General features: G+C 41.6%; 13 protein-coding genes. 7 read left to right on the top strand and 6 right to left on the bottom strand.

The window, feature by feature from the left end:
* Nucleotides 1-48: 48 nt before the first annotated feature.
* A complete protein-coding gene (locus CAN34_RS01345) occupies nucleotides 49-1,638 on the bottom strand; it encodes an isocitrate lyase (protein ID WP_079692347.1) in 1,590 nt (529 codons plus the stop codon).
* A gap of 703 nt (nucleotides 1,639-2,341) precedes the next feature.
* Between CAN34_RS01345 and CAN34_RS01340 the strand changes: the two genes are divergently transcribed.
* Together CAN34_RS01340 and CAN34_RS01335 are read left to right on the top strand one after the other, a co-directional pair.
* On the top strand, nucleotides 2,342-3,331 hold the full coding sequence (locus CAN34_RS01340) for a LysR family transcriptional regulator (RefSeq protein ID WP_079692346.1): 990 nt from the start codon (nucleotides 2,342-2,344) through the stop codon (nucleotides 3,329-3,331).
* A gap of 472 nt (nucleotides 3,332-3,803) precedes the next feature.
* Nucleotides 3,804-5,192 (top strand): NAD-dependent succinate-semialdehyde dehydrogenase, encoded by a 1,389-nt coding sequence (locus CAN34_RS01335; RefSeq protein ID WP_089554102.1) that lies wholly within the window; start codon nucleotides 3,804-3,806, stop codon nucleotides 5,190-5,192.
* Nucleotides 5,193-5,348: 156 nt separating this feature from the next.
* Here the strand turns inward: CAN34_RS01335 and purN are convergent, their stop codons facing one another.
* Nucleotides 5,349-6,050 (bottom strand): phosphoribosylglycinamide formyltransferase, encoded by a 702-nt coding sequence (gene purN, locus CAN34_RS01330; RefSeq protein WP_089554101.1) that lies wholly within the window; start codon nucleotides 6,048-6,050, stop codon nucleotides 5,349-5,351.
* The gene (gene purM / locus CAN34_RS01325; RefSeq protein ID WP_089554100.1) at nucleotides 6,050-7,099 is read right to left on the bottom strand and encodes a phosphoribosylformylglycinamidine cyclo-ligase; all 1,050 of its coding nucleotides are present in this window, start codon (nucleotides 7,097-7,099) and stop codon (nucleotides 6,050-6,052) included. Before purM ends, purN begins: the two co-directional genes overlap by 1 nt.
* 372 nt (nucleotides 7,100-7,471) lie before the next feature.
* On the opposite strand from purM, the gene CAN34_RS01320 reads away from it, so the two are divergent.
* The 3 genes from CAN34_RS01320 to CAN34_RS01310 all read left to right on the top strand — a co-directional run bounded on the left by CAN34_RS01320 (nucleotide 7,472) and on the right by CAN34_RS01310 (nucleotide 10,447).
* Nucleotides 7,472-8,578, top strand: coding sequence for an AI-2E family transporter (locus CAN34_RS01320; RefSeq protein ID WP_089554099.1), 1,107 nt, complete (start codon nucleotides 7,472-7,474; stop codon nucleotides 8,576-8,578).
* Between the two features lie 293 nt (nucleotides 8,579-8,871).
* Nucleotides 8,872-9,684: a DnaA regulatory inactivator Hda gene (gene hda / locus CAN34_RS01315; protein WP_089554098.1), complete on the top strand. Its 813-nt coding sequence runs from the start codon at nucleotides 8,872-8,874 to the stop codon at nucleotides 9,682-9,684.
* A 55-nt stretch (nucleotides 9,685-9,739) separates the two neighbouring features.
* Entirely contained in the window at nucleotides 9,740-10,447 is a 708-nt protein-coding gene (locus CAN34_RS01310) for a DUF2057 family protein (protein WP_089554097.1), read from the top strand.
* A 98-nt stretch (nucleotides 10,448-10,545) separates the two neighbouring features.
* On the opposite strand, the gene CAN34_RS01305 is transcribed toward CAN34_RS01310, so the two are convergent.
* Nucleotides 10,546-11,031, bottom strand: coding sequence for a Dps family protein (locus tag CAN34_RS01305; RefSeq protein ID WP_079692340.1), 486 nt, complete (start codon nucleotides 11,029-11,031; stop codon nucleotides 10,546-10,548).
* A gap of 352 nt (nucleotides 11,032-11,383) precedes the next feature.
* The gene (locus CAN34_RS01300; RefSeq protein ID WP_079692339.1) at nucleotides 11,384-12,043 is read right to left on the bottom strand and encodes a YcxB family protein; all 660 of its coding nucleotides are present in this window, start codon (nucleotides 12,041-12,043) and stop codon (nucleotides 11,384-11,386) included.
* A 436-nt stretch (nucleotides 12,044-12,479) separates the two neighbouring features.
* On the opposite strand from CAN34_RS01300, the gene serS reads away from it, so the two are divergent.
* Nucleotides 12,480-13,766, top strand: coding sequence for a serine--tRNA ligase (serS, locus tag CAN34_RS01295; RefSeq protein WP_089554096.1), 1,287 nt, complete (start codon nucleotides 12,480-12,482; stop codon nucleotides 13,764-13,766).
* Between the two features lie 278 nt (nucleotides 13,767-14,044).
* Nucleotides 14,045-16,042, top strand: a complete 1,998-nt coding sequence (gene tkt / locus CAN34_RS01290; protein ID WP_089554095.1) for a transketolase — start codon at nucleotides 14,045-14,047, stop codon at nucleotides 16,040-16,042.
* A 69-nt stretch (nucleotides 16,043-16,111) separates the two neighbouring features.
* Here the strand turns inward: tkt and CAN34_RS14365 are convergent.
* Nucleotides 16,112-16,326: hypothetical protein (locus tag CAN34_RS14365; RefSeq protein WP_217320603.1), on the bottom strand; the 215-nt coding region annotated here is incomplete at its 5' end.

Here is a 16,326-nt window from a genome sequence, read left to right as displayed (position 1 = left end):
TAAGGCGGCTTTTTATGTTACTGCTATAAAGTGCTTATAGATTAGTTCTTATTTGAACTGATCCATTGTGTTTTTACCGCCGCCAGCTTTTAGCGCGTTGTCACCAGAGAAGATTTCTTTGTGATCATCACCGATGTCAGAACCAGCCATTGCTTGGTGCTTGACACAAGCGATGCCTTCACGGATTTCTTTACGTTGTACGCCAGCAGCATAAGCAAGCATACCGTCTTCACCGAAGTAGCCTTTAGCAAGCTCATGCACGCTAAGTGCAGTAGTGTGATAAGTCGGTAGGGTGATTAAGTGATGGAATACACCCGCTTCACGTGACGCATCACGTTGGAAGTTTCTAGCTGCTTCGTCAGCTGCGGTATCAAGCTCAGTACCGTCGTAATCCGCACTCATCAAGTCATCTTTGTTGTAGGCAGAGATATCTTTACCTGCTTTTTCCCACTCAGCGATGATTTGCTTACGGAAGTTAAGCGTCCAGTTGAATGATGGGCTGTTGTTATAAACAAGCTTGGCTTTTGGCTGTTGCTCTTTAATACGATCAACCATCATTTTGATGTGTTCAACGTTTGGCGTTGGTGTCTCGATCCATAGTAGATCAGCACCGTTTTCAAGCGCAGTAACACAGTCAAGTACCACACGGTCGATATTGGTTTCTTCACGGAAAGAGTAAAGACCGTTAGGTAGGCGCACTGGACGTACTAGTTTGCCGTTATGCTTAAGCAAGCTGTCGTTCTCTTTTGCATTTTCTAGTGTTACTTCTTCCATTTCGATAAAATCGATGTATTTAGAAGCCAAATCGCCTGGTTCATTTGATACTGGGATTTTTTGTGTTAGTGATGCGCCTTCAGAGTCAGTGCGGGCAACGATCACGCCGTCTTCAACACCAAGCTCTAGGAATGCATAACGAAGTGCGTTGATTTTTGCGATATAGTCTTCATGCGGTACAGTAACTTTACCCGCTTGGTGACCACATTGCTTAGCGTCAGATACTTGGTTTTCGATTTGTAGTGCACAAGCACCCGCTTCGATGATCTGTTTAGCTAGTAAATAAGTCGCTTCTTCGTTACCAAAACCGGCATCGATATCAGCAATGATTGGCACAACGTGTGAATCAAAGTTCTCGATTTTTTCTAAAATAGCAGCAGTATCTTGACCCGCTTCTTCAGCAGCGTTTAGCTCACGGAAGTAATCGTTCAATACTTTTGCATCAGCTTGACGTAAGAAAGTGTAGATTTCTTCAACTAGCTTAGCAACTGAGGTTTTCTCATGCATAGATTGGTCAGGTAATGGGCCAAACTCAGAGCGAAGTGCTGCAACCATCCAACCTGATAGGTAGATGTAAGTTTTAGACGTCGTACCGAAGTATTTTTTCTTAGCGTACATCGTTTGCTGTGCAACAAAACCATGCCAAGCACCTAAAGATTGGGTGTATTGTGAGCTATCGTTATCATACTCTTCCATGTCTTGACGCATGATTTTTGCAGTATATTTTGCGATATCTAAGCCCGTTTTGAAACGGTTTTGTGACATCATACGTGCCGCATCGACTTCACTGATATTCTGCCAGTTACCGTGCTTTTGTTTTAGTTCACGTACTAAATCGATCGCTGATTTATATGCAGTTGACATCTAAACTTCTCCATTGGTGGTGTATAAATTAGTAAATTAAAATAATTTAAATAACTTCCGTATATATATAAAGATGCTGGCAGAGGTAAGAATTTAAACCTCTTACGTTAGCAATCTCTACTAAACTATAAGAAAATCGTCATAAAAGCAATAAAAACCTGTCGCTTTGGTCAGCTTTTATTATTCGGTGTATTATTTGGGCTGTCATTTCAGGCGTAAATGGTTGTTTTATAAGGCTTATTCGTCTACCAAAGTGCTTATTACCCTAAACGATATAAGGTGTTGATTCAAGCTTAAAGACAAATCAGAGCACAAAATTAAGTTTGCGTAAGGTTATATAGTAAATTTTATATCCGTATTTCTGCATAAAAATACGATAAAATATAGTGGGTAGCTTATTCATTAAAACGCAGGCTAATGGTCTAACTTTTAGCAACTGCCCCCTAAGCGCTTGCTAGCCACTATAGCTAGGTTACCTTGATTTATCTAGTTTATGATTATTATCTTGGGTATTTTATTTAGTTATAGTATAGGTAAAACAATGGCTTGTGGTGGGTAAATTCAGTTATAATAAGCATATTCCAAAATAATTAACATAAAAATATCCTTAAATCATACTGTTATAGAGAATTTTTTGCCACATAACAGGGCAAAATCTGCCGCGTTTGTAATGGTGTTTATTGTAAGGTAAAGAGACAAATATATGAATTTGCAGCGGGTTGATTTAAATTTACTGGTACATTTGGATGTGTTGTTGCGAGAAAAAAACGTAACGCGCGCCGCTGAGCAGTTGGGCATCACTCAGCCGGCGATGAGTAATATTTTGCGTCGTCTGCGCAAGCTATTTAATGATCCACTGTTGGTACGCTCATCTGAAGGTATGACGCCGACCGAACGTGCCCTTGAGCTGCAGCCACGTATCCGTGAAATACTTGCTGATTTGACACAAGTGTTGGAGCCGCGTACTGAATTCCGTCCTTATAGTACCTCACGCGTTTTCCGTATCATGACCTCAGATTATGCTGAAGCTACCTTGGTACCAAAATTGGTGAAAGCGCTACGATCAGAGGCACCCAATGTCATTTTGGATTTCTTGACACCATCGGACGTCTCATATCGTGATATGGAGCAGGGGCGAGTCGATTTAGCAATTAACCGTTTTAATGAAATCCCGCAAAGTTTTCATCAAGTATTGGTATGGCGCGATACCTTTAGCTGCCTACTGTCCTCTGACAGTCCTTATGCTCATCGCTTTAATCTCAAAAATTATCTTAAAGCGCAGCACGTTTGGGTCTCTAAAACTGGTATGGGCGTGGGGTTCGGTGTCAACCCAGAAAAATCTGGTGGCTTAGGTTCTATCGATCAAGCGCTGCAACGTTTAGGACAGAAGCGTCAAATCAGTGTCTTTACCCGTCACTATCAAATGCCAGCAATGCTCGCAGCAAATAAAGATTTGGTTGCAACCTTACCCACTCGAGTGGCAAAAATGCAGGCCAATAACGACAGTATTATGATGGTCGAGCCGCCGTTTTTTATTCCTGAATTTGAGCTCACCATGGCGTGGTCACCGTTATTACAGCATCATCCGGCGCATCGCTGGTTGCGCCAGCTTATCATGCATGTAGCACGTCAAATCGTCGATGATGAAGAGAACCCACCACAAGAGATTCCGATTATTAATCACTTATTTTAATCGCTTTTTTTCGTATCATATATATAGTAAATTCTAAATAAAACAGATACATGATATTTTTACGCGAAACTGGAATAAATTTTTCTGGCTTGCTGTGCCTGCGCCGACAGAGGCTGCGAAAAATCTATTTCAGTTCCGCTGTATCGTTTTTATACTGAACTCACTATATTATTTCTTAGACCAGCCATTGTGCTGGTTTTTTATTTGTCTGATTTTTTGTTCAAGATCTCATCGTGATGAATACTAGTACAGTCACATTCTTAACATCTTACGCACACTTCTTCATAAATTGTAAAATTTCAACCCCTGTGCTTTGTTATGATAATTGTCTATTAAGAAAAAAGATAAGCAGAGCAGTCATTATTAAGGTAAGCAACAATATCGAGATTTTTATTAAAATTAATAATAAACAGTGCTTAGTTAATATGATTTTAACTATGTTAGAACAAGCAAATAAACAAGGATAATTATCATGGCAGATATTACCACTGTGAACCCGACGACGGGTAAAGACATTAAAGACTATACTTATATGAGCGATGAGGAAGTAAATAAAATCATCGATGCTTCGCATAAGGCGTTTTCGGACTGGCGTTTGGTTAGCCATGAAGAGCGTGCCAAAGTGATTAATTCCATTGGCGATACGTTGATGAAGTATAAAGAAGAATTAGCGAAACTGATGACCGAAGAGCGTGGCAAAACATTAGCAGCCAGCTTAGGCGAAGTTGATTTATGTAAAGGTATTTGTGATTTTACCGCCAGTGAAGGTGCAGCCGCTCTAGCTGATGATAAGCGCGATATCGAAGGCCTTAAACAGGGTTTAATTAGCTATGATCCTATCGGTATTATCTATGGTATCCAGCCATGGAACTTTCCAGCCTACCAAGTATTCCGCTATACCATTGCCAATCTAATGGCAGGTAACAGTATTTTACTTAAACATGCCTCTAACGTCACAGGTTCAGGCTTATTGATTGAAAAAATCATGCATGAGTCTGATCTACCAAATGATTTGTTCCGAGCATTAATTATCAGTCATGATCAATCTGGAAAAGTGATTGAACATGAAAAAGTACGCGGTGTCACATTAACGGGTAGTGACGTAGCGGGTCGTGTTGTGGCACAACAAGCAGCTAAAGTACTGAAAAAAACCGTCATGGAGCTTGGTTCTAATGATGCGTTTATTGTATTAGAAGATGCCGATTTAGATTTAGCCGCGGCAACCTGTGCCCACGCACGCTTATACAATAATGGTGAAACTTGTATTGCTGCCAAACGTTTTATCGTCGTCGATAGTGTTTATGATAAGTTCCGCGACCTTGTTATTGAAAAATTCAATAGCTACAAGGTAGGCGACCCAATGGAGGACTCTACTGATGTGGGTCCAATGTCAAGTAGTAAGCAGCGTGATAACTTGCATAAACAAGTTCAAGAGAGTGTAAAAAAAGGCGCAACCATTACTCTAGGTGGGGAAGTCTCTGATAAGGCAGGTGCTTTTTATCCACCAACTATTCTAGAGAACATCACCCCAGAACAGCCCGCTTATAAAGATGAGCTATTTGGTCCCGTTGCGGCGCTGATTCGTGCTAAAGATCAAGACGATGCGTTTCGAATTGCTAACGATAGCCGTTATGGGTTAGGTGGCGCTATTTTCTCTAAAGATGAAGAAAAAGCGATTGAATTGGCTAAGAAACACTTCGATACCGGTATGGTTTATATCAATGGCTACGATTTGGTCAATCCAGGACTGCCATTTGGCGGTGTTAAGGACTCAGGTTATGGCCGTGAACATGGTGGCTTTGGTATAAAAGAGTTTGTAAATATCAAAGCAGTCCATGTGGTTGGTAAAAAACCTGCTTAATTTTAAATCTCTTTAGCTATGGCATTTTAAATACCCCGTTACTGAGTAGCGGGGTGTTTTTTTCTATAAAAAATAGCGATTAAAGCAGACATAAAAAAGCAGAACAATTAATCATTGTTCTGCTTTTTTAATAAATCGATTAACCGTATTTAATGTCTACTTATCTAACCATAGTTTTAAAGGTAAGGCTGGTAAATAAGTAGCCTTATTCTCATTACCTTGATTGCTTAAATTGATGACATCTTTAGCGATAAGCAATATCGTCCACGGTAACAATTGATGCTCAAGCTTTTGCACACGTGCTTGTAAACTATCGGCACTATCTTTCAGGTTTACTTCTAGCAGAGCTTGGGTTAAAACAGCGCCAGCATCGAGCTCAGCAGTGACCACATGAATACTACAACCATGATGACGTTCACCAGCTTGTATAGCACGCTGGTGCGTATCAAGACCTTTATAAGCAGGTAGCAGAGCAGGGTGCAAATTGATCATCGGCGCTGGCGCGCTATCGATAAATGAACCACTTAATACGCGCATAAACCCCGCTAAGACAATCAAATCAGGCTGCCAAGCGTTTAGTTGTTCACTAGTATGACTTTCAAAGGTTTTGATCCCCATGCGTTTGCCACTTGCCACGTGAGATAGCACCGCCACAGGAATATTAGCGTCTTCTGCCCGTGTGATAGCATAAGCATCTTCACGGTTGCTAATGACACCAACAATCTCAATCGGTAGTTCAGCTGCTTGCATCGCATTGATTAATACTTGCAGGTTGCTACCACTACCAGACACCAAAACGGCAATGCGCAAAGGTTTGTTATTAACTACTACGTGGCTAGTTGCATGACTATCTGACATTAACGGTACACCACTGCATCCGCTTCACGGCTAACCATTTCGCCTAATTGCCATGCTTTTTCACCAGCATCGTTTAAAGTTTTTATAGCAGCATCTGCTTTATCTTTCGGTACGACAATCACAAAACCAACACCGCAGTTAAAGGTACGGTACATCTCACTTTGCGCGATATTGCCTTGGGTTTGTAACCAAGTAAACAGCTCTGAGAACTGCCAGCTATTGGTATCAATGCTAGCCGCTAAATCATCCGGCAATACACGTGGTAAGTTATCCGTTAAGCCACCACCGGTGATATGTGACATTGCATGTAGAGCTGAGCTACCAAGGGTATCTTGTAAGGCTTTAATCGCTTTAACATAGATGCGAGTAGGGGCCATCAGCGCGTCTTGGATAGACTGACCATCTAGCTGCTCGTCGCTGCTCGTCACGTCAATACCGCTGACTTCGATAACTTTACGTACCAATGAATAACCGTTCGAATGCGCACCACTTGAAGCAAGGGCGATTAGCACATCACCTTCGGCGACATTTTCACCAGTGATAACTTCTGCTTCTTCAACCACGCCCACACAGAATCCAGCCAAGTCATAGTCATCATCTTGATACATGCCTGGCATCTCAGCGGTCTCACCACCGATAAGCGCGCAATTTGACAGCTTACAGCCTTCGCCAATACCAGTGACGACAGTAGCCGCGACATCGACATCAAGCTTGCCCGTTGCATAGTAATCTAAAAAGAATAACGGCTCAGCACCACAAACCAATAAGTCATTGACACACATGGCGACCAAGTCGATACCGATCGTGTCATGACGATTAAGCTGTAATGCCAGTTTGAGCTTGGTACCCACGCCGTCAGTACCTGAGACCAATAAAGGTGAGGTATAACCAGTCGGAATACGACAAAGCGCTCCAAAACCGCCAAGTCCGCCCACAACTTCAGGGCGTGAGGTGGCTTTTGCCACGGATTTAATACGTTGAACCAACGCATCGCCAGCATCAATATCAACGCCAGCATCTTTGTAGCTTAAAGAAGGCTTATTACTCATGGTCATCTCACAAATTTTATAGGGAATGAAGGTCAGTCAGTAGCAAAGCGAGTCGATCGTGTGAATTTTGTAGATAATGCGCGCATTATACCCAAAAATGACCCTGACTCGCAAAGCAACTTGCTTTTATTTGACCTATATTTGACCGAATTTGGCTAATATTTAATAAAGATTGATAATAAGGCTGGCATAAAACTAACATAAAAACTAAGAAACAAAAAAAGACTGCTTTTTTACTGTACTCTGCGATAATAGAACGCTAAATTTATTGTCAATAACTGTTTGCTATTAGAGTGTTATTGTTTAATAAGAGATATAATCAATCTTAATCAAGCCGCTAACTTAAATCAGACAATCTTAGGATTACTTTTCATGATAAACCAACCAATAGACCCTTTTTTTCGACGCTTATTTATTGTCGTTGCTATTGTTGTGGCGGTGGTTTTATTGTATTTGATGATGCCGGTTATCGTACCGTTTATCTTTGCTTTTGTGCTGGCTTACTTATTTAATCCGCTGGTAAAGCGTTTATCAAAATATATCAAACGCTGGATTGCGATTATTATTGTTTATTCTACGATTACTTTGGGAATGGTGCTGCTGCTTTGGTGGTTGATACCGACATTGTGGCATCAGCTGCAAGCAGCATGGGAGTATTTGCCCAAGGTTTTAACTTGGTATAATGAAGTGGTTCGTCAATGGTTCGCTAGCCATGGTCGCATACGCTTGCCAGAGTTAGAATCCAAAGGTTTCTCTGAGACATTGGTTGAATACATGCAAACCAATTATAAGTTTGAAGATGCCAGTACCATGATGAGTCAAATACTTGCCTCAAGTATGAACTTTATCAATAATGCGGGACTCATAGTATTGGTACCAATTTTGACCTTTTATTTCTTGTTTAATTGGGATCAGCGCTTACAGACATGGAAGATGGCAATCCCTGCTAATTATAGCAAAGCAGTCATTCAGATTGCGCAAGAGTGTGATCGTGCGCTGATGGCTTTTATTAAAGGTCAGCTATTAGTGATGGTGTTACTAGGCGCCATTTATGCCGTGCAGCTGCAGCTTATCGGGCTTGAGCTTGGACTGATTATTGGTATGGTTGCCGGTGTTGCCAGCTTTGTGCCGTATTTGGGCTTTGGTATCGGCTTTATTGCGGCGATTATCGCCTGTCTGTTCCAGTTTGGCTTAAATTGGACGTATCTATCATTGATTGTTGGTGCATTTTTGATCGGGCAAGCCGCGGAGGGCTACATCTTGCAGCCTCTGCTATTAGGTGACAAAATTGGTCTATCACCATTATGGGTTATCTTTGCCGTATTGGCGGGCGCAAGTTTATTAGGCTTCGTCGGTATGCTGATTGCACTGCCTGTGTCTGCTGTTCTCAATGTTTTATTCCGTCATTTATATAGTTATTATCAATCGACCGATTTTTATAAAGGACGCAAGCAGTTGGCTTTATTTGACAGAAAATGAGCGACGCTATATTTAAAGTTAATTTAAAGTTAATTTAAAATCTATCCAAAGCCAATAGGTTACATAACCCGTCAAAGGCAGTTGTAAATTTGATAAATGACGATTGATTGGGCTTAATGAGTAAAAGACTTGTCAGTCATTTTGCAAATATGTTATATATAGGCGCAGTATTAACGGTATTAGCCGTTACTAGGTTGGCTTTGGTTAAAGTGAATTTTACTAAAGCCAGTTTAAAAAATATTAGTCGTTTAGCCTTTTTATTGATTGTGCTACGCAAACCGAGTTGATGATTCATGGCAGAAGCGCAGCTAAGTCTCAATCTGGACATTAAGCACGATGCAAGTCTTAGCGACTTTGCTGGTCCGGGTTGGATGTCTATTATCGATGCAGTGCGGCAGCTACATGTTGGCCTGATTGGTCAGCTGTACCTGTTTGGCAGTCCTGCTACTGGCAAATCGCACTTATTATCCGCTATTTGTGAGTCATTTATTGAGATGGACAAATCAGCGATTTGTTTGTCATTGAATGAATTGATTCATACCGATGTCAATGTGTTGTCATCACTAGAGAACTTTTCACTGATTGCTATTGATGATTTAGAAGTGCTTGAACAAAGTAGCCAATGGCAAGAAGCCTTATTTCATCTGATCAATCGTAGCCGTGAAGGACAGCGTCAGCTACTATTTGCCTCAAATAAACCGGCGACTGAATTACCTTTTCAGTTGAGGGATTTGCTCACCCGTTTAGCACAAGCACCTGCTTTTAAAGTACCGACTGGTCATGACCTAGCGGACCGTCAAGCATTATTGCAGTCTATCTTACGTCGGCGTGGTTGGCAGTTTGATGAGCGTATTATCCATCATCTGCTTACCGAAGGACCGCATCGTATCGGGGCAATGATGGAGGTGCTAAACTACATTCAGCCCATGTTCTCTAATCTTGGCCGTAGTAATATATCCAAAGCGGTCATCAGTGATGCACTACGTACTATTGATGAGCAGACGCTTGCTGCCGAACTTGCTGATATCGCGCAGGAGACGCAAGTAGATAATGATGCCGCCGATCAAGATCAGCATACCCAGCATACAATGCCACTTGATTTCTAGCATGAAGAATACGAATCTTTCTATCCGAAACGCTTTTACTATTACTGGAAAACTTATGAAATCAAATGCGTCTTTGCTCAAAAAACTGTCTATCAGCGTTTTACTTATTGGGGCTGGCTCTGTCTCGATGTTGTCACAAGCAGCAGTGACTTTGCTGGTTGATGACAATATCAAAGTGACTGCGATTAACGGCCAAGAACTTACACAGAGCGTCTTTCAGCCTTTAACTAAATCATTCACATTGCAGCCTGGTAAACACGTGATTACGGCTAAGTATGATCGTCTATATAACTTGCGCCGCGATGAGCATGACTATTTGCGCTCAGGGAATATCAGTGTCGCAGCCGAAATGGTAGACAATCAAACCTATCGCTTAACCATGCCAAACCAACCAGAAGACTATGCAGCTGCCAAGAAATATGCTGAGCGTCCAACGTTGGCAATACAACAGAACAATACTGTTGTTGCCAGTCAACAAAGTGTCAGCGGCAATAACGGTAGCTTATTCTCAGGGTTGGGTAAAGCACTGGGCGGAGTGTTTGGCGGTAGTGGTGATGCTGAACTACAAAACCAGCGTGCGATTGCAGCACTAGATCAACCGACTGTCACTACTCAAAGCAATGTCAATACTGGGGTAGTATCTACAACTAATCAAACCACAAGCGTTAGTTCGTCGACCAATACGCTGGATCAATTTATGCAGATTTGGCTACAAGCAACGCCTGCTGAACGTGAAAAAATGCGTCAATGGATACAAAAATAGAGGCTTTTATAAATAAAAGCCCAATAAAAAAGCACCTATATTAGGTGCTTTTTTATTGCTTTAAATATCATTATTCTTATTGGATTTCAATAGAATCATTAGCCCAAAAAGGCGTTATACATCCAAATAAGCTTTTCTTGCTCTTGCACATAGGCATCAACCAAATCAGCGGTACCTTGGTCGTCGCTTTCTACTGCGAGCGCTGATACTTGACGCTGCTCTGCGATCAGCGCTTGCAGACCACTAACCACACCGTTGACGCAAGTCGTGCCGTCTTTAACGTTTTTGTCTTCGCTAATGCTCGTATGCTGAGCAAAGTCGCTATAGGCATGCAATGGCGTGCCGCCTAAAGTTAGGATACGTTCAGCAATTTCATCAATTTGTAATTGCAGGGCTGTATATAGCTCTTCAAACTTTGGATGTAAGGTAAAAAAATGCTCGCCTTTTACGTTCCAATGATAACCACGGACGTTGATATAGAACATATGGTAGCTTGATAATAAGCTATTGAGCTTGGCAATAACTTCGCTCATATCTGCTTTTTCTAGACCGATTTGGTTAGTAGTATTATTAGTATTACTCATAATATTATCCTTATAATGTGAGTGTTGATTTCATAAATTAAGTACGGAAGACTAAATATAGAAGATTATGAGTGTAGCAAGTCATATCCTTCATTACTATGTAAATTGGTATAAAGGAGTCTTTAAGCATCATAAAATTATAAATAAATTGATGATACTTAAAATAGGCTTAGTTTTTACACACTCTACTTTTATTTCAGTGCTTTTTATTTTAATTGCCTTGTATCTTCAGTACTTAATACTTTATCTGTTGATGCTTATTATAATAGCAAAGTATTATTAATAAGTTAAATTCGATAAATTTAATTCTATGATTTATTTATCAAAACTACTCATATCTAAGCTATCAAGTTTATGCTGGTGGTTGTAAGCTTTCAGGGTTCAAACCTTTTGCTGGAACGACTTCTTGTAAATGCTGACGTACGGTATCGATGGGAAATTTTTGAGCTTGTAGGCGCTTAGGGATGATTTGGCTACCTTGCTGACCCTTCATCTCAAACATCATAAAGATATAGTCATCTGTCTCATCCCAACTTTTAACGGCGCTCCAAGGAATCACGGCTTGTTGCATGTTACCTGCACGCATTTGCATGCCACGCATCTGATTGCTTTTAAACATATCAGGCTGATTGACCGGCATTGCCATCACTAGACCGTGCTTTTGCACCCCCAGTTTCATCTGGCGCATCTCATCTGGCATTTCTTGGTCAGCGACTTGTTTTTCAAACTCTCTTTTGACATACCACTTGAAACCAAGGGTGCGAACCAATAGATAAATAACGACAGACGCTAGCATAAGCCAAAAAATAATGGTCGAATAACCGGTCAAAAAAACCAGACCAGCAATGGCTAATACCACAACAACTGCCATAATAACCCATTCTTTAGTCTTAATACTCGACAGACCAAATGAGGGACTGGCACTGGCAAATAGCTCATACTGTGCTTGGTGAAATTCAGCCTCGGTTATATTTAAGGCGACAGGTTGTAGCGTGTAGGGGTACAGGGCCATAAAGGTTTCTCAAATACTTATATTAAAAGCGTTGGATTAAAAGCGCCAAATGTAAACAGCGATGCAATACTTGGCTGGAAATAGAATAAAGATATGCGCTTATCTTACCGAAAACTGCTCTTAAATGAAACATATATGGCTGTCTGTTCACTAATAGACGCCATATTAAGGGTATTAATAAAGATAGGTGCTGCTTATAGGGGTTTATGAACCTTAAAGCCTATCATTAAGCTAAAACTAACCGATTATAAATCATGATTAATGGGTGAAAACCCAGCCAAAAAACAACTAAAAAACAGCCAAAACATGGTTAAATCTGCTGGGTCTTGGTATCATAGTGGCTATCCTATATTTTTACGAACAACACGGCGTCATAGCCAATTTATTGTTTTCTTTTTAAACCTTTTATCCACTTTTAGCGCTACAGGCACCTATTATGATTGACCCAAAACTCTTACGCGGCGATTTGACAGATTTACAGCAGCAATTGGCCAGCCGTGGTTATACGCTTGATATTGAGTTCTGGCAAAGTATTGAATCCGACCGTAAGTCTCTGCAGGTCAAAACCGAAGAATTACAGTCGCGCCGTAATGCAGGTGCTAAACAAGTGGGCGTACTAAAAAAATCTGGTGAAGATGCCAGTGAGCTGCTTACTGAAATGCAAAGTGTCAGCGGTGAGATTAAAACAGCCGAAGACGAGCTGCGCAGTTTACAAGAGCGTATTAATCAAGCGGCATTACAGATACCAAATATCCCCGCAGCAGACACGCCAGTCGGCACTTCAGAAGATGATAATGTAGAGATGCGCAAATGGGGTACGCCACGTGAGTTTGACTTTGAGATTCAAGATCATACTCATATTGGTGAAACGCTGGGGATGCTTGACTTTGAAGCCGCTGCCAAGCTGACGGGTAGTCGATTTAATGTCTTAAAAGGGCAACTCGCGCAGATGCACCGCGCCTTGATTCAATTTATGCTGAATACCCATACTATCAAATATGGCTATACAGAAACCTATGTTCCTTATATCGTTAATTCTGAAAGTTTAAAAGGTACGGGTCAATTGCCAAAGTTTGAAGATGATTTGTTTAAATTAACCAATCATACCAATAATGATGGCACAGATTTTTATCTGATTCCGACAGCTGAAGTACCGATGACTAACTTGGTACGCGGCGAGCGCTTAGATATCAAAGAGCTGCCATTGAAGTTCACTGCGCATACGCCATGTTTCCGTAGTGAAGCCGGTTCGCACGGTCGTGATACTCGCGGTCTGATTCGTCAGCACCAGTTTGAAAAAGTTGAGATGGTCAATATTGCCAGCGCTGAGCAGTCAGATGAGTTGCTAGAAGCCATGACTGGGCAAGCCGAATATATATTGCAGCAATTAAATTTGCCGTATCGTGTGGTGCAATTATGCACCGGCGATATGGGTTTTGCCGCACAAAAAACTTACGATATCGAAGTATGGTTACCAAGCCAAGATACTTATCGTGAAATTTCTAGCTGCTCAAACTGTGGTGACTTCCAAGCACGCCGTATGGGCACGCGGGTTAAAGATGGCAAACAAACCAGTTTGGCGCATACGTTAAATGGTTCAGGATTAGCCGTTGGTCGTACTTTGTTGGCAGTTATGGAAAATCATCAAAATGCGGATGGTAGCATTACGATTCCAGAAGTATTGCGTCCCTTTATGGGCGGTGCTGAGTTGATTTTAGCTTAATAACAAAATTTACCGCATGAGCTGTAAGTCACTATGCTGGCTCGCAGCTCATTATTAGCAATCTATTATTGTTGATTATTTAACAAAACTGATATCAGTGATTGTTAAATACAAACCATTCTACCAACGCATTTTTGGCTTGGCTGATAGCAAATATGTTAATATTGCCGTTTAATTAAATACCTTATTCTCAAGAGTGTTTATCGCGCTCTTATTCTACTGTTCAATTGGTTTTCCTCTTATCCTCCATACTTCTTATCCGAATATTAGGACACTCTATGCCAGCTCCAATTAGCGAACGTAAATTAGCCAATGCCATCCGTGTACTGTCATTTGATGCGGTTCAAAAAGCCAACTCCGGACATCCGGGTGCGCCAATGGGCATGGCTGATATTGCCGAAGTTTTGTGGCGCAAGTTTTTAAAGCACAATCCTGCTGACCCAAGCTGGCACAACCGTGATCGCTTTGTATTGTCAAACGGTCATGGCTCAATGCTGATTTATTCATTGCTACATTTATCAGGTTATGACGTTAGCGTTGATGACCTAAAAGGCTTCCGCCAACTACATTCAAAAACTCCTGGTCATCCTGAACTTGGTTATACGCCGGGTATTGAAACGACCACTGGTCCACTAGGGCAAGGTATTGCTAATGCCGTCGGTTTTGCAATTGCAGAAAAGACACTGGCAGCACAGTTTAACCGTGACGGACATAACGTCGTTGATCATCATACTTATGCTTTTTTAGGCGATGGTTGCTTGATGGAAGGTATTAGCCATGAAGTCTGCTCATTAGCTGGCACGTTAGCATTAGGCAAGCTAGTATTTTTCTATGATGACAACGGTATCTCAATCGATGGCGACGTCGACGGTTGGTTTACGGATGATACGCAAGCGCGCTTTGAAGCGTATGGCTGGCACGTCATCAAGGTTGATGGTCATGATGCTGATGCAATTACTAAAGCAACAGAAGCGGCGATTAAAGAGAACACCAAACCTAGCCTAATCATTTGCAAAACCACCATTGGCGCTGGTAGCCCGAACAAGCAAGGTTTGGCAGCCAGTCATGGTGCGCCACTTGGTGATGACGAAATCGCTTTAACCCGTGATGCGCTATCTTGGAAGCATGCACCGTTTGAATTAGATGATGAAATCTATGAAGCGTGGGATGGTAAAGTCAAAGGCGATGTGTTGCAAAAGAACTGGGATGCGAATTTTGCAGCCTATAAAAAAGCTTATCCAGAGCTTGCTACTGAGTTATTACGTCGTTTAAATGGCGACCTGCCAGCTGATTTTGAGCAGCAAGCGCAAGCCTATATTCAGCAAACCCAAGAGCAGGGCGGTGATGTTGCTAGCCGTAAAGCCAGTCAAAACGCAATTAATACCTTGCAACCATTATTACCAGAACTCATGGGCGGTTCAGCGGACCTTGCTGGCTCAAACCTCACGTTATTTAAAGATGCCAAAGGTATCCAAGAAGACGCTGCTGGCAACTATATTTATTATGGTGTACGTGAGTTTGGTATGACCGCGATTGCTAATGGTATCGCACTACATGGTGGCTTTATCCCTTACGTAGCGACGTTCCTGATGTTTATGGAATACGCGCGTAACGCCGTCCGTATGGGTGCGCTCATGAAGCAGCGTGTCATTCATGTATATACTCATGATTCTATTGGCTTAGGTGAGGATGGTCCAACCCATCAGCCCGTTGAGCAATTGACCAGCTTGCGTACCACGCCTAATCTACGTACATGGCGTCCTTGTGATGCGACTGAATCTGCCAGCGCTTGGGTTGAAGCAATCAAATCAGAAAATAACCCATCTGCATTGATTTTTAGCCGTCAAAGTTTGCCACACCAAGAACGCGACAGCGAGCAAGTGGTTAATATTACCAAAGGTGGTTATGTGCTTGCGAAAGAGCAGAGCGAGCTACAAGCAATCATCATCGCGACTGGTTCAGAAGTTGGTCTAGCAATGCAAGCGTATGAGACACTTAGCCAAAATGGCGTTGGCGTTCGTGTAGTCTCTATGCCGTGTGCAGAGATTTTCGTAGAGCAAGACGCTAGCTATCGTGAAGCGGTATTGCCAGCCAATATCCGCGCTCGTGTGGCGGTAGAAGCGGCGCATGTAGACTACTGGTTTAAGTTCGTTGGCCTTGATGGCAAAGTCATCGGCATGACCACTTATGGTGAATCAGCGCCAGCAGATGAGCTATATAAAGAGTTTGGTATCACCACCGAAGCGGTCGTTGATGCGGTGAATAGTTTGGTCTGATTAATCAAAGCTTAGACTTAGTTTTTGAGTTTATAAGAGAGCTGCTAGAGTAATCTGGTGGCTCTTTTTCTATGGCTGGTTTTTAATAAATTCATTAAACTGTATAAGCATACTCTGTAAGTTTATATTTATTTCTTCAATATCTTCTTTTGAGTAATCGTTAGTCAAATGTACGATTCGATTACGATTCTCGTTTAAACTAATCAATTTATAAAATAACGATGAGTCAATAACTTTACTATCGTGTAAGAAATTAATAAGCCTCCTAAAAGGTCTATTCTTAC

Origin of the sequence: Psychrobacter sp. DAB_AL32B (assembly GCF_002224105.1) — a bacterium.
Taxonomy (GTDB): Bacteria; Pseudomonadota; Gammaproteobacteria; order Pseudomonadales; family Moraxellaceae; genus Psychrobacter.
Note: the sequence above shows the minus strand (reverse complement) of the source record. Positions and strands in the feature narration are given on the sequence as shown.